The sequence below is a fragment of the Faecalibacillus sp. TM498 genome (assembly GCF_020589955.1).
Lineage (GTDB): Bacteria > Bacillota_I > Bacilli_A > Erysipelotrichales > Coprobacillaceae > Faecalibacillus > Faecalibacillus intestinalis.
This window is the reverse complement of sequence record NZ_JAJDKB010000001.1, coordinates 107628-123059: the sequence shown is the minus strand read 5'-3', so window position 1 is coordinate 123059 and position 15432 is coordinate 107628. Positions and strand designations below refer to the sequence as shown.

Below are 15432 nucleotides of genomic sequence, written 5' to 3'. Positions count from 1 at the left end.
TCCTAAAGTGTAACATAACGATGAATGTGTAAATAATAAACAATAGCTTCCACTTCTTTATTTGGAAACATTTGCTTCATAATCTTTTTATAATAATACATTTGACCTTGATGAAGTTCTTTTAAGAGTTCATCAGAACTATTTTTAGCTAATGTATCTGTCTTATAATCAATGATTGTTATTTTGTCTTCGTTAATACATAAAACGTCAAAAATACCATGAATAATTTGTTTATTTTCATTTAAAAATGAAAATTCTTTTTCTTTATAACAATATGAACTTTTTAACATCAATTGATAAATATCACTTTCAATAAAGCTTTCTAAATGAACTTTATATTGATTTAAAAGAGTTCTCGCTTCTTCATTAAATAAAGATCTTTGTATAATATTTTGAAAACATTCTTCAAAATTTAATTCTTTATCTAAAGGATATAATTCTAAAAATAAATGAACAAGAGTTCCTCGATCAGTTGCTTTCATTGATGATTCATTTTCTTCATCATCTCTTTCAAAAAAACGATTTCCATCATCAATAATAGAAGTAACTGCTACTGTTTTATCAAAAGGTGCTTTGTTTTGATAATTAAATTGACTATTTTTTAAATAAAGTTCTCGATCATTATTTTCTATTTGACTTGTTGGATAGATATATTCATCAATTGTATGAACATCAATAATTGATGTATGAAATTTAGAATGACAGGTATTAAGTTGCATCGTGTTTTCTTGATAAAGTTTTAATTGTAAAGCGTTATTTTTTACTTGATCCAAATCATAATAATTTTTAATTTTTTCATCAAATAATGATAAATCAATACATTGTTGAATAAAATCAGGATGACGTATTAAAGCAAGCATGATCCAATTCAACATTTGATTTGATTTACGAATCGTTGCAGGTAAAAGATGACATGAAGCATCCAGCGCATAATCAATGACTTGTTTTTGCCATTTTTCAATCATATTAATCTCTTTTAACCCCCCCGTTAAAATCAACTTTTGAGATGCTCTTGTAAGAGCTACATAAAGAATACGCATTTCTTCATTAATGGTTTCATTATCAAGAACTGTTGAAAAGATACCACGTAAAGGATGTGGATATTCAATAAGGACATTTTGAAAATCTCCTAAATCTTGTTTTTGATGAGGATTTAAAATGATTCCTAAATTTTTATCTTGAATTAAAGGTGCTTTTCCATCAGCAAAATTAAATTGATGGTTCATTTGATTAACGATTACGATAGGAAATTCAAGTCCCTTTGATTGATGGATCGTCATAAAAGTAACAGCATCACCATCACTTGAAAGGGTAGCAGGTTTATAATCAATTCCTAAAGTCATTGTTTGTTCAAATTTATGAACGATTTGATATAAAGAAAGACCTTCATCTGCTTTCAACATTTCAATTAAAAGTTGAACATTGGCATAGCGTTGTTTACCATTATAAAGAGAACTGATAAATAGATCATATTCGTTTTCTTTAATAAATTTTTCTAAAACTTCATATACTGGATGATTTCTAGCAAATTCTTGCATTTTATGATAATAGTTTAAAAAATCAATCGCTTCTTGATCGGCTGCTTGTTTTAAAGATTCATACATAGATGTATTTTCTATTTTATGAAGGTAAAGCCAGTTTTCATCAAAGCGTGTTTTTTTATAATTTCCTTTAAGCAATGAAATAAGTGCCAAATCATCTAAACAATTATCTAATGCTTTTAAAAAGTAAACACAATCTAAAATTTCATTACTTTCAAAAAATCCTTTAGTAAGAACAATTAAATTAGGAATAGAAATAGCATCAAAGACCTTTTTATAAGTTATAAAATTAGCAACATTTCTCATCAAAACAACAACATCTTGATACTTTGCCAAACGATTTCCAGTATAAAAATCAAGTTCAAGATGACCAACCATCTCATGAATTTTTTTTCCAATCATTTTTGCTTCATATTCAATCATATCCACTGTTTCATCTTCGGGTTTTAAAACCAGCATGATTTCACTATCGAAACGTTTTTCTTGATCGTAACGTAACATGGCTTGTTGTAATTTTTCATCAGTGTCACATTTTTCTTTTCGTAAAAAGTCGTAATTTAGTTGGGCATGAGGATCATTGTCGTATTCCAAACCACCATAACGACGATCCATAATCGCATTAAAGATATAGTTAATACTATCTAAAACAATTTTATTTGAACGATAATTGAATTTTAAATCGATTCTTTGATTACTATCTTCAAGACCATAAGTGAGATATTTTTCATTAAAAATATCTAAATCCGCTTTTCTAAAACGATAAATCGATTGTTTCATATCCCCAACCATAAAACGATTAATTTCAGGTTCTTGAAAACGAGAAATTAATAAAATCAAATTTTCTTGAATTTCATTTGTATCTTGGTATTCGTCAATCATAATTTCATGAAATTGTTGATAAAGAGTTTGAGCAACCCCTTGATTTTCACTTAATAATTGAAGGGTATATTGTTCAAGGTCATTAAAATCTAAATAAGAAAGAGATTTTTTATAAGCTTGGTATTCCTTTTGAAATTCTTTAAGATATTTTAAATAGATTTCTAAATGGCGATAAGAAACTTTTAAAACCTCACTTAATTCTTCAATCGAAGAAGGCATACATTTTTGATAAGCTTTACTAAAAGTGTTTTTAGTTTGATCTAATAAGGATTTATATGTTTCTTTGATTGAATCATCAACATCTTTATAACTAGCCATACGATGTTTTTCAATTTCTATACCCATTGAAAAATATTTTCCTTGATTAAAACATTCTTTTAAATTTTGAAAATAATTTTCTAAAACAGTATGTGGTGCAGGTAATTTCTTTGTTTCTTCAAAGTAAAAACCTAAACCATATGTTTGACAATAATCTTCAAGCTTTAAATAACTATCATAGGCTTCTTGAAAAGCTTCGTGTAATATTTTTTTTAATGGTTTTTCAAAAGGCGTATCTTCAATTGTTTGATCATTGATGACACGATCATAAAGTTTTATTTTCACTTGATCTAAATAATCATCAAAATGATAAACAGTATGTGATAAATTATCTAATTGAAAAAGAATTTCTTTAAAAGAATTAAATTGATAACCAGTATAATTTTCTTGATAAAAATCATAAAATTCTTTTTCTTGAACCCATTTTTCAAGACATTGATTTAAAATATTTTCTTTAATTAAAGTAGGGTTTTCAAGAATTTCAAACTTAGAATCCAAATGAATTGTATAGCCATATTGACTTAATAAATCACTACAAAAAGAATGGAAATTTGTAATATAAGCATCATTTAATAATATCTTTTGTTTTTCTAAATGTACTTTTAAAGACTCATCAACAATATGAATTCTTTTATTTAAACTTTCTACGAGTCTTTGTTTCATTTCTAAAGCAGCTGCTTTCGTAAAAGTTAAAACAAGTAAAGAATCTACACTTACATGATCATCTTCAATTAAAGACATCATACGATTAACAAGAATTTTTGTTTTTCCAGAACCAGCAGGTGCTGAAACTAAAATAGAACTTCCACGACTATAAACAGCGAGATTTTGTTCATCATTTAAACTTTTATCTTTCTTCATTTTGACCTCCTAATTCAATTTGATGATCTTCATTATAGAAAATATCATAATTACAAATGGCTTTATAATGACAAAAACGACAAGGATTAATATGCATATCAATGTTTGGATTATCACTACGTGTTGGATAAATACGAATATCTCCAGTAATCATTTGTTGGTAAAGACTTTGAATGTGTAAAGTGATTTCTTGTAAAAGGGTAGCTAATTCATCATGAGAAATAATTTTAGCGTTATTATAAGGACTACCATCTTTTTTAAGTTTGATCTTGATAATATCACTTTCTTGTTCCATTTCATGATCAATTTCTAAATAAGTGTCATCTACACTATAGCCATCCATTTTATAAAGTTTAAAAAAACTTTCAGGATCTTGTTTTTCTAAAATAGAAATCTCACTTTTTAACATTCTTTTCTTTGTATTAAAATACAAAACAGCGCCTTTATCATAGTTTTTATTCTTTGATAACATTTCTAAATAAATCAACATTTGCATATTAAATCCTAAACGTGCTAGCTCTAAATTCAATTCTTTATTCGAAGATTTATAATCAATGACTTTTAAATAATTTTGATATAAATCTACACGATCAATAAAACCTTTAAGTTCAATATCTTGAATCTTATCATAAACTCTTTCTTCACAAGCAGAGAGTTCAAATAAACCATGTTGCATCTGTTTTGCTAGAACAATAATTGTATTATATAAATCATCTTCAATCAGTTTTAAAAAGAATTGATTTTTTTTCAAAGCATATTTCTTTAACATATGAGTCTTTAAATAGTTTTGAATACTTAAATGAATATCTTCTTTTAAGGAATCAAAGTTTTTAGCTTGATAGTTATTGAAATAATGATGATTTTTTTCTAAAACATAATGAACTAAAGTACCGATTTCATTACTTTGTATTAAAGAATTATTTATAGAATCTACTTTTAACATATATTGTAGATAGTATTTATAAGGGCATTGGTTATAGACCTCTAATTTACTTGCGGAAAGAGGATTATGTTGATAATTGATATGCATTGGTAATACTTGATGATGGGATTGTTTGTAAACCAATAGATGATGATTTAAAACAGATAATGAATCATCTTGATGTCCTTTTAAATAATAATCTTCTTTTAATGAAGGATGAATAAGTATATGTTTTTTAAAAGTTGGTATCGTAAATAATTTCGTTAATTTTTGAATAATCGATGAAACAACCAAATCTCCACCATTTAAATTTCTTAATGCATAACTTAAAATGATTTTTTGATGGTGACAAGAAAAAAGATGTCTTAAAGTATTTTGATGTTTATTTAGTGCATCATAGGTTGTAGGATACTTTAATGCAAGTGCTTCTTGATTTAAAAGTAAATTGGTATTTTTAAATTCTTGAGGAATAATTGTTTCATTTAAACCTAAACAATAAACATATGTTGCTTGTAAGAGTTCACTGTAAGGTTGATTGTAATTAAGTAAATAAAGACTGTCATAGCTTTCCTTAAAAGAATGTGTTTTTTTAGAAAGCATTTCTTGAAGTAAACTTAAATATTCTTTTAAAGAAAGAGGTTCAGTTCCTTCAAGTTTTAAACTTGAAAGTAAAGCATAAACAAGTTCATTTTTACAAAAAGAGTGTTCAATAAAATCAATCAAAGATAAAGAATAGGATGATAAATCATGACCTTGAATCTTTAAAACTGCTTTTTTTAATGCTAGATAATTTTCATCATCAATAAAACCTTGTAAAGTATATAAATTTTTTAAATAAGATACATATTGATGATCTTGAAAATTTAATAAATATAAAGAACTGATTGCATCTAAAAGATATGTTTCATCTTTACTTAGGCAATATTGTAAAAGCATATTAACGACTTGAAAAGCTTGATTAGTGATTGTTTCTTTTCGATTATATGCAAGGTTAAATTGATCTAAAATACGACAAAGATGACGATAATAATCATCATTTGGGTAATAAATCACAAAATCACGTAAAGCATTTTCTTTAAGTAATGTATTAATATCAAAAACAACTTGTTTGACTTCTTCTTGAATCGTTGATGCTTTTAAGATTTGATAAGGATGTTCAAAATCACTTTTTGTATGTGATGAATCAAATAAATGATTTGTGACATAACCTGTATAATCAAGAATTTCATTTTCTTTTGTATCTTGATAAATAAAAACATGACCATATTGATCAAGCTTTTGAATAAGTGCTTGATTTCTAGGAATTGTTATTTGATTTGTTAGAAAATAATAATAATTGTGGCACTTTTCATCAATAAGTGAATAAATAAGATCATGTTCTAAAAAATGAGTTTGATCAAATTGATGATATAAATTGAAAAGTGTTTTAATTTTTTCTTTTGATAAATCTGGTAACTTTTTTGTTGTTTCTTGAATATTATAAAGATAGAAATTTTTAAAAATATCTAATATTTGTTTAGCTGTTAAAACATGATTAGCGCTTAAATGAAATAAAGAAGAGGTATCTTCTTTATTCATTTTAATAATTTCTAAAAGATTTTGAATATCTGTTTTTTTTCTAAAATCTTGATGATATATTTGTAGAAGCTTTTGATAAAACGACGATAATGTCATGAGTTCAATATTAAAAAGGGTATCTGTACATTTTAAGAAAATTTCTTCGTAATATTTAGGATCATCAACAATGATGTAATGAATAGCAAAAGGATTTTCTTTTGCAGAGTGTAAACAATCATTTATGATTTGTTTTATTGTTGAACTATAGTGATTTGAGTTATAAATATGCATAATGTCACCTCTTGCTTTATTTTATCATAGATAGATTTAAATATTTAGTGAAAACTCTTATTAAAAGGATAAAATAAGGAGTTAATAAAAAAAGAACTGCAAGCAGTTCTAAATTCTTTCGACTTCATCAAGCCATATTTGAACATTGGCATCACTTGGCATACGCCAATCACCACGAGGTGATAAAGCGACAGATCCAACTTTTGGACCATCGGGGATACAACTACGTTTAAATTGTTGACTAAAGAAACGCCAGTAGAATAAACGTAACCATTTTTTAATTGTATCTTTATCATATTTATCTTTGAAGGCAAGTTTTGTCTTTTTATAAAGTTTACGAGGTTCATCACCAAAACGTACCATATGATAAATAAAGAAATCATGGAGTTCATAAGGACCAACGATATCTTCTGTTTTTTGAACAATTTTATCATCTTCTTGAGGAAGAAGTTCAGGAGATACAGGAGTATCTAAAACATCTTGTAAAATTGTTTCAAGAACTTGACCTTTATAAAGAGAAGAAACATAGTCCACAAGATAACGCACAAGTGTTTTAGGAACTGAAACATTGACAGCGTACATGGACATATGATCACCATTATAAGTTGACCAACCTAAAGCAACTTCGCTTAAATCACCTGTTCCAATGACAAGTCCACCAATTTGATTTGCTTTATTCATTAAGATTTCAGTACGTTCACGGGCTTGAACATTTTCATAAGTAACATCATGTACATTTTCATCTTGATCAATATTTTTAAATTGCATTCTTACAACTTCAGCAATATTGACAGTTTGACTTGTCACTCCAAGTTCTTCCATGAGACCTAAAGCGTTATTTTTTGTACGTGATGTTGTTCCAAAACAAGGCATGGTAATTGCATAAATATTCTTTTTATCATAACCTAATTTTTCAAATGCCATGACACAAACAAGGAGTGCAAGTGTTGAATCTAAGCCACCTGAAATACCAATTACGACTTTATTTATATGAGTAGCTTTTAATCTTTGCATTAAACCTCTTGTTTGAATTTCAAAGACTTCTTTACAACGTAATTCTCGAAGGGCAGGATTACTTGGTACAAAAGGATGAGGATCATAGTAATGATTTGTTTCAATATCAATCAAATCCATATCAAAGTAAACATAGTCATAATTATGATGCGATTGATAAGTTGTCATCTTTCTTCTTTCACTAATAAGTTTTTCAACATCTAAATCACCATAAATCACTTCAGCATCAAAACCAGTACTTTCATTAATAATCGTTCCATTTTCACAAATTAAATGATGCCCAGAGAAAACTACATCGGTTGTACTTTCTCCACTTCCTGCATTACTATAAACATATCCTGAAACAAGTTTTGCTGATTGCATTGAAACAAGGTTTCTTCGATAATCTTTTTTAGCAGTTAATTCATTGCTGGCAGATGTATTGCAAATGACCGTTGCTCCATTTAAAGCAAGTTCATTACTTGGCGCATTTGGAAGCCATAAATCTTCACAAATTTCTACACCTAATGTAAAACTTGGTAAATTTTGACAAGCAAAAACTACTTTACGACCAAATAAAACAATTTGTCCAAAAAGCTCAATTTCAATATTATCTTCAAAACAAGGTGTAAAACGTCTGCCTTCGTAATATTCATTATAATTTGGAATATGATATTTAGGAACAATTCCTAAAATATTTCCATCATATAAAACAGCAGATACATTATATAAATTATTTTGATAATGAAAAGGTAAACCAATAACGACAATTTGTTGGTGTCCTTTTGTATCATGCATAATTTCTTCTAATTGAACAAGACATTCATTTAAAAGACGATTTTGTAAAAATAAATCTTCTAAAGTATAACCACTTAAAACAAGTTCAGGAAAAACAACCACTTGTGCTTTCTTTTCTCTTGTTTCTTTTAAGACCTTTTTAATTTCATTAGCATTATGTTTAACATTGCCAATAAGTGTATCAATTGATGCACTGGCAACTCTTATATATCCATCTTTCATAAAATTCCTCCATTTGTCCTTATTATAACAAAAACATAATTATTTTAGCATATCATTATGCAAAATATTCAAAATCTTTATAATAAAAGAAGAAGGAGAAATTTATGAATACATTATTATATCCATTACTTGGAACCTTATTTACATTTTTAATGACTACTTTAGGAAGTGCGTTGGTTTTTTTCTTTAAAGATGAAATCAAAGATTTTTATCAACAACTTTTTTTAGGATTTGCGGCAGGCATTATGATTGCAGCCTCTGTTTGGTCTTTATTGATTCCTTCCATGGAAATGGCAGAAACTAATGGTCAAAATAGTGCGCTTATTTTAGGTGGAGGATTTATCATTGGAGCTTTATTCTTGCTTTTTTTAGATCATGTGATTCCACATCAACACTTAAATGAAGACAAGCCTGAAGGACCTAAAAGTATGTTGGGGAAAAATACGATGCTTGTTTTAGCAGTCACTTTACATAATATTCCTGAAGGATTTGCGGTAGGTTTGACTTTTGCGATTGCAGCAAGTAATTCGAGTATTACATTTGCTTCTGCACTTGCTTTAGCTCTTGGAATTGGACTTCAAAACTTACCTGAAGGAGCAGCTATTTCTCTTCCTTTAAAACAGGAAGGAATGTCACGTACAAAGGCTTTTGTTTATGGAAGTCTTTCAGGAATTGTTGAACCTATTGCAGGAGTTATTGCTGGTTTTACAATTCATATTATGCAAACAATATTACCTATTTGTTTATCATTTGCTGCAGGAGCGATGATGTATGTTGTAGTAGAAGAACTCATTCCAGAAGCACAGCTTGGTAAACATAGTCATGTCGGAACTTTTGGTGTTTTGAGTGGTTTTGTGATCATGATGTTAATGGATGTTTTTTTAGGATAAGAGGAGATTAAAATGTTCTATTTTTTATTTATGATTTTGATGTTTTACATTTTTGGAAAATTATTTTTCTTTGGCTTAAAGGCAGCTTGGGGACTTTCAAAATTTGTTTTAACGATTATTTTATTGCCGATTACTTTAATGGTGATGGTCTCATGTGGTTTGCTTTATTTTGCCTTTGTTTTATTAATTGTTGTAGGAATTATAAGCTTTTTTAAAACAAATATCTAAATGTCAACTGATAGTTGACAAAACGAAAAGTAGAGTTGGTAGTACTTTTTGGATAATTGTTCTAAGATAGAAACAGGAGGGAAGTTATGAATTTATCAGAAAAAATAATGATGTTAAGAAAAAAAGAAGGGTGGTCACAAGAAGAACTGGCTAACCATCTTCAAATCTCAAGACAAGCTGTTTCAAAATGGGAGTCAGGTCAATCGATGCCTGATACCGATAAAATTATTCAACTTAGCCAACTCTTTCATGTAACGACAGATTATCTATTATTAGATCAGGAAAATGAAGGGAACATTCAAACAGGGATTTATTTATCTTTGACACAAGTACAAGAATATTTAAAGATTAGAAAACAATCATCTTTAAAAATTGCATTTGCAACTTTTTTATGTGTGATTTCACCTATTCCATTAATTGGTTTTACAACGCTATGTCAGTACCAACGATTTTATATGGCAGAAAATTTAGCAATAAGTATAGGTCTTAGTTTTTTAATTATTTGTATTACGATAGCAGTTATCTTATTTTGTTTATGTGCTTTTAAAGTTAAAAAATATGATTTTTTAGAAAAAGAAGATTTTTCTCTTGAAAATAGTGTAAAAGAATACGCAGTTAAAGAAAAAGAAGCTTATCAAGATCACTATCACCGTTATCAAATTCTAGGCATTGCTCTATGTATTTTATCAGTTTTACCTATTTTTATCTTTTTAAATTATGAATTTTTAGAAAGTATTGCTGTTTGTTTTCTTTTATTGTTTGTAAGTATTGGTTGTTTTTTTCTTGTTTTAGCAGGAATTTATCAAAATGCATTGGATAAGATTCTACAAACAGGGGATTATACACCTGAACAAAAAAAGAAAAATGCTTTAAAATCAAAAATAAGTGCCATCTATTGGCTTGTTGTTACTGCTATTTTTCTTTATTATACTTTTGGTGAAAATGGTAATGGACAAATACAATATAGTTGGATTATTTGGGCAATAGCTGGTGTTTTATATGGTGTCGTGATGATCATTATAGATTTAATAAGTAAAAGAAGGAATTAAGATGCAAATAGTAGGATATATGATTTTGCTTGTCTTTTATCTTTGTTATTTTATAAAGATGTTTCAACAAAGAAAACAAGGAATTCAAACAGATCATATGGGAAAAGGAAAACAAGGAATTCAAAAGAAGATAGAAATAATGATGAAAGGGGCAACGATTGCTACTTTTATCATAGAAATACTAAGTATTTATTTAAATACAACGACTTTTCCATTGATAATTCGCATCATGGGAATATTTTTAGGAATCATAGGAGATATTGTTTTTATTGCTTCTGTTTTAACAATGAAAGATAGTTGGCGTGTAGGAGTGAGCTATGAAGAAAAAACAGATTTGATTACAGATGGTATTTACCAAATTAGTCGTAATCCAGCCTTTTTAGGTTTTAATCTTGTTTATCTAGGAATGTGTTTAATGTTTTTTAATACAATTTTATTGATTATTTCATTACTTGCAATGATGATGTTTCATCTTCAAATCAAATATGTTGAAGAGCCTTTTTTAAAACAAGAATTCAAAGAACAATACCTTCGATATTACCAACAAGTTAATTGTTATATAGGAAAAAGGACAGGTTTTAAATAACTTGTCCTTTATATGTTTTCTTCAATAAAATGTTCATATTGATTCCAGTATTTTTGATAAATACGTTTCTTTCCATCAAGATTTATTTGATACATTCTAAAAATAACTGGAATATTTTTAGGCATCCAGTGTTCCTTATAAGAATAACAATAATGCATACCTGCTTTTTTCATAACATGACCACTATGAATATTTTTAATATCATGGGTAGCAGTTAAATAATTAAGCTCTTCTTTTTGAGCTTGTTGAATAATGGATTTACAGCTTCACTCACAATTTCTTGATGCCAGTATTCTTTTTTTAGACCATAGCCTAAATCATGACTTTCATCTAAATCAATATTGATATAACCAATGGGAGTATTGTTTTTTTAACAAATAGCGTAAGCGTATCTCTGTTTCTTTTGATAAATAGAAGCATATCTTTCTTGATAAAAGCTTTTAGCTTCATCTAGATTTTTTAAAGGAAACCAAGGAAGAAACTGGTTGACTTCCTTATCAGAAAAAATGTCATAAAAAGCTTCTAAATCATTTTCATTGAATTTTCTTAAAGTCAATCTACGTGTGTTTAATGTTGGGGTATTCATACGGCTTCTTCCTTGCATTTTTGTTGAAGTTTTCTACCAATTGTCAACCACATGGTAATATAACAAGCACCACCACCGATAAAGTTACTGATAGCTTCAGCAATAAAGACACCATTAATACCAATAAATTTTGGTAGAATGACAGTTAAAGGAGCAACAATGATTACTTTTCTAAAGATCGAAAAGAAAATCGCTTGTTTTGATTTTCCTAAACCAACGGCAGTTGATTGTCCAACCATTTGGAAAGTCATCATAAAGAAACCAAAAAAATAAAGATGTAAAGATGTGATACCATGACTAATGATTTTTTGATTATGTGTAAAGATTTGAATGAAAAATTCAGGGAATAGGGTAATTGCAAGCCATATCACAAACATCATTATAAAAGAAACAATTGTGACAAACTTAATACCTGTAAGAACACGTTTATATTCTTTAGCCCCATAGTTATAACCTAAAACTGGTTGACAGGCATTGGCCATTCCTTGACCGGGTAATTGAGCAATTTCACGAATGGAGTTGATAATTGTCATGATGGCGATATAAAGATCTCCACCGTAAGTTTGTAAAGTCGAATTACAAACAATCGTCACAACAGAATTGGTAATCCCCATCATAAAGCCAGCTGTACCAAGTGAAAAAATACGTTTTACATAGTAGAAATTAAGTTTAAAATATTTTTTTCTAAGTTTCAAAATAGTTTGTTTACCTGTTAAAAATTGTAAGGTCCATAAAGCAGAAACACCTTGAGAAATGACGGTCGCAATGGCAGCTCCTTTAACATTCATATGTAAAACAAAGATAAATAGAGGATCTAAAATAATATTTAAAATAGCACCGATAAGAACTGTCATCATTCCGACTTTCGCAAAACCTTGACTATTAATAAAACTATTCATCCCTAGACTTACTAAAACAAAAATAGTTCCAATTAAGTAAATAGATAAATAATCCAAAGCATAACTAATGGTATGTTTACTGGCACCAAAAGCCCATAAAATATCTTCTTTGAAAATAAAACCAACAATCGTAAGAATAATTCCAAAGATGACAAGTAAAGAAAATGAATTACCCATGATTTCTTCAGCGTCATCATTTTTACCTTGACCTCTCGCAATTGAACAAAGAGGGGAACCACCCATACCAAAGAGGTTTGCAAAAGCCATGACAATGGAAATAATTGGTAAACAAATTCCTAGACCACCCATAGCAAGGGTCGCTACATGAGGAATACGTCCAATATAAATACGATCAATAACATTGTATAAAACATTAATGAGTTGAGCGACAATCATTGGTCCTGCAATTGACATAATATGTTTAGGAATACTTCCTATCGCAAAGTTATTTTGTGTTTCCATGTGTATCCTCCTTTTCTAAGGTATTATTCATTTGTTTAAGCAAATGAATGATTTCTCGTTGTTCTTTTTTAGAAAGTCCTTGTAAAATAAATTGGTCGCTTTCTAAACAAATTTGTTTGACAAGTTTTGCTTTTTCTTTTCCAAGTTTAGTAAGATGAATTAGAATAGAACGCTTATCATGATTTTGCTTTTTCTTTTCAATATAATTCATCTTTTCCATCTTATTAAGTAAAGAGGTTGTTGTAGATTTATCTACAATACATAGTTTTCCTATTTCTTTAGGAGACAAGGGACCATGCTCATCTAAACATTGAAGGACTTTACTTTGTCCTGGTAAAACATCGATTTGTATTGTTCTTTGATTGATCCATCTTTTTTGATGATTAGAACATTTAAGTAATTGAAAATAAAATTGATCTTCTAACATAAGTGCCTCTTATATAGTTTGAATTCAAACTATATTTTATGCTTCTTTTTTTAGAAGTCAAGACTATGTTATAATAAATCAAACGGGGGAAATATGTATGAAAAAGATAATCACAATACTTTCAACATTTTTAATAATCACGTTATTATTTACGGGAAGCTGTTATGCTAGAGCCGGTGGTGGGAGTGGCTCTGGTAGTAATGGTGGAGGTTCTTCAAGTTCTAGAGGAAATAGCTATCACGACCATTATTATGGAAGAAGAGGACGTTCCAATCCTATAGAAGGTATCGTTATGACCGTTGTGGTTGTTTCAGGAATTTATGGATTAAATGCTTCACAAAGAAGACGTAAAGCACGCTTACTTCATCAAAGAACTAAAAAACAACTGGATATTTTAGATGATGAAGATGCTTTTTGGAATGAAGAAAGAATTAAAAAAGAAGTCAAACGTAATTATTTTATTATTCAAGAAGCATGGTCAAAAAAAGATTTAGAAACTTTAAAAGACTACTTAACACCACAACTTTTAGATGCGTGGCAAACAAAAATGAATTGGTATGAGTTTCAGGAAAGAAGAAATGAACTTACGAATATAAAACTTATAAAACAACATGTCGTTAATGTTTATGATAGTGAAAATGATGATGAGGATTATTTTTGGGTCTATATTGAAGGAATGATGGATGATCTTACAATTGATGAGCAAAATCAAGTGATTGAAAGTTACGATGGTGTTTTTGTGGAATATTGGAAGTTTAAACGATTAGGGAATCGTATTTTATTAGATGAAATTAGACAACAAGATGAATATGAAAACTAGAGGAAATAAAGATGAATAAGAAAACAATTGGAATTATAGCTATAAGTGTTGTTTTAGGAGCTTTTATTTTAGTGTGTGTAAAAGAAAAAGTAGATGATTTTAATCAAAATCCTACAAAACAAATGTGGGATCTTTATAAGGAAAGTGAAAAGATTTCTAAAACACCTTTAAAAGAACTCTTAAACAAAGAAGTAACCAATACAACCATTGATGAAGTGTATCTTCGTTTATGTGATTTATGTGAATATGGTTATGAATTGGATCAAATCAATGATTATCAAAGAATTTTCTGGCTTATTTATAATTTTAATGGTGAAACAGGAAATGGTGGTGTTGAACAATTCCTTTACAATTGTCATGATCAAGTCGATATTACTTTACAAACCTTACAAAATGTTCATCTGGAAAACAGTACACGCTATCTAGCTGAGTCAAAAGAGATTTGTCCTGAAAAAATAGAAATGTATAGTAATGATGAAATTACAGAAAAACTCAATCAAAAAGATGATACTTATTATGATGAAAGTGAAAAGGAATGCAATGCGTTTTTGCTGCAATATTTAAAAGAAAATAAAGAACATTTTATGAAAGAAAGTTAAAAGCAGAAGGTATCAACTTTCCAAACAACAGTCGAGGACTTTATTTAGGAGACGTAAAGTTAGAATTTTTGATGGAAGAATTAAATAAATGACATGCGATTTATAATATTCATCCGCATCGTTCTAAGCTTATCAATGAAAATATTTTTACCGCTGGACTTGTTCCTTTATTTGATTTTATTGCAGATACTACGCGAGCAGTTTTAAATTTAATAGGAAATGATGTTATTTTACGCTATCCAAATATTGCTTGGATTATTCCTCATTGTGGTTCTTTTTTACCGAATATTTATGAGAGATTTATGGGAATGTCAAAAATACTAATACCACAAAAAATGACGAAAGAAGTAGATGTTGAAGCAAGCTTTAAAAATCTTTATTTTGACATTATAGGAAATCCTGTACCATATCTTTTAAAATGATTACTTACAATTACAACAGATATGGGAGTGATTTTCCCTTTACTCCTTCGAAATATATTAAAACGAATTTAGAGGTATTACT

13 protein-coding genes are annotated in these 15432 nt (G+C 28.4%); 6 read left to right on the top strand and 7 right to left on the bottom strand.

Annotated elements, in window-relative coordinates:
* Positions 1-2 precede the first annotated feature (2 nt).
* The 3 genes from LJD32_RS00640 to LJD32_RS00630 all read right to left on the bottom strand — a co-directional run bounded on the left by LJD32_RS00640 (position 3) and on the right by LJD32_RS00630 (position 8382).
* On the bottom strand, positions 3-3599 hold the full coding sequence (locus LJD32_RS00640) for a UvrD-helicase domain-containing protein (protein WP_227391471.1): 3597 nt from the start codon (positions 3597-3599) through the stop codon (positions 3-5).
* Positions 3586-6369, bottom strand: a complete 2784-nt coding sequence (locus tag LJD32_RS00635) for a PD-(D/E)XK nuclease family protein (RefSeq protein ID WP_227391472.1) — start codon at positions 6367-6369, stop codon at positions 3586-3588. The genes LJD32_RS00640 and LJD32_RS00635 overlap by 14 nt, the downstream gene beginning before the upstream one ends.
* A gap of 108 nt (positions 6370-6477) precedes the next feature.
* The gene (locus tag LJD32_RS00630; RefSeq protein WP_227391473.1) at positions 6478-8382 is read right to left on the bottom strand and encodes an NAD(+) synthase; all 1905 of its coding nucleotides are present in this window, start codon (positions 8380-8382) and stop codon (positions 6478-6480) included.
* Between the two features lie 104 nt (positions 8383-8486).
* On the opposite strand from LJD32_RS00630, the gene LJD32_RS00625 reads away from it, so the two are divergent.
* The 4 genes from LJD32_RS00625 to LJD32_RS00610 all read left to right on the top strand — a co-directional run bounded on the left by LJD32_RS00625 (position 8487) and on the right by LJD32_RS00610 (position 11135).
* Complete coding sequence (locus LJD32_RS00625) at positions 8487-9272, top strand: ZIP family metal transporter (RefSeq protein ID WP_227391474.1); 786 nt, start codon at positions 8487-8489, stop codon at positions 9270-9272.
* A 12-nt stretch (positions 9273-9284) separates the two neighbouring features.
* A complete protein-coding gene (locus LJD32_RS00620; protein ID WP_022002891.1) occupies positions 9285-9500 on the top strand; it encodes a hypothetical protein in 216 nt (71 codons plus the stop codon).
* Positions 9501-9586: 86 nt separating this feature from the next.
* Positions 9587-10549 (top strand): helix-turn-helix domain-containing protein, encoded by a 963-nt coding sequence (locus LJD32_RS00615; protein WP_227391475.1) that lies wholly within the window; start codon positions 9587-9589, stop codon positions 10547-10549.
* Between the two features lies 1 nt (position 10550).
* Entirely contained in the window at positions 10551-11135 is a 585-nt protein-coding gene (locus LJD32_RS00610) for a methyltransferase family protein (protein ID WP_217498410.1), read from the top strand.
* An 8-nt stretch (positions 11136-11143) separates the two neighbouring features.
* Here LJD32_RS00610 and LJD32_RS00605 read toward each other — a convergent pair whose 3' ends face one another.
* From LJD32_RS00605 to LJD32_RS00590, 4 genes are all read right to left on the bottom strand, one after another.
* A complete protein-coding gene (locus LJD32_RS00605; RefSeq protein ID WP_227391476.1) occupies positions 11144-11308 on the bottom strand; it encodes a hypothetical protein in 165 nt (54 codons plus the stop codon).
* 197 nt (positions 11309-11505) lie between these two features.
* Positions 11506-11721 carry a GNAT family N-acetyltransferase gene (locus LJD32_RS00600; protein WP_227391477.1) on the bottom strand — a complete coding sequence of 72 codons (216 nt, stop codon included), beginning with the start codon at positions 11719-11721 and terminating at the stop codon, positions 11506-11508.
* Entirely contained in the window at positions 11718-13082 is a 1365-nt protein-coding gene (locus LJD32_RS00595; protein ID WP_032090501.1) for an MATE family efflux transporter, read from the bottom strand. Before LJD32_RS00595 ends, LJD32_RS00600 begins: the two co-directional genes overlap by 4 nt.
* Positions 13066-13509 (bottom strand): MarR family winged helix-turn-helix transcriptional regulator, encoded by a 444-nt coding sequence (locus tag LJD32_RS00590; protein ID WP_227391478.1) that lies wholly within the window; start codon positions 13507-13509, stop codon positions 13066-13068. The genes LJD32_RS00595 and LJD32_RS00590 overlap by 17 nt, the downstream gene beginning before the upstream one ends.
* A gap of 97 nt (positions 13510-13606) precedes the next feature.
* Between LJD32_RS00590 and LJD32_RS00585 the strand changes: the two genes are divergently transcribed.
* Positions 13607-14329, top strand: a complete 723-nt coding sequence (locus LJD32_RS00585) for a Tim44 domain-containing protein (RefSeq protein WP_227391479.1) — start codon at positions 13607-13609, stop codon at positions 14327-14329.
* Between the two features lie 11 nt (positions 14330-14340).
* Positions 14341-14928, top strand: coding sequence for a DUF4375 domain-containing protein (locus LJD32_RS00580; protein ID WP_118535897.1), 588 nt, complete (start codon positions 14341-14343; stop codon positions 14926-14928).
* The last annotated feature ends 504 nt before the right edge of the window (positions 14929-15432 follow it).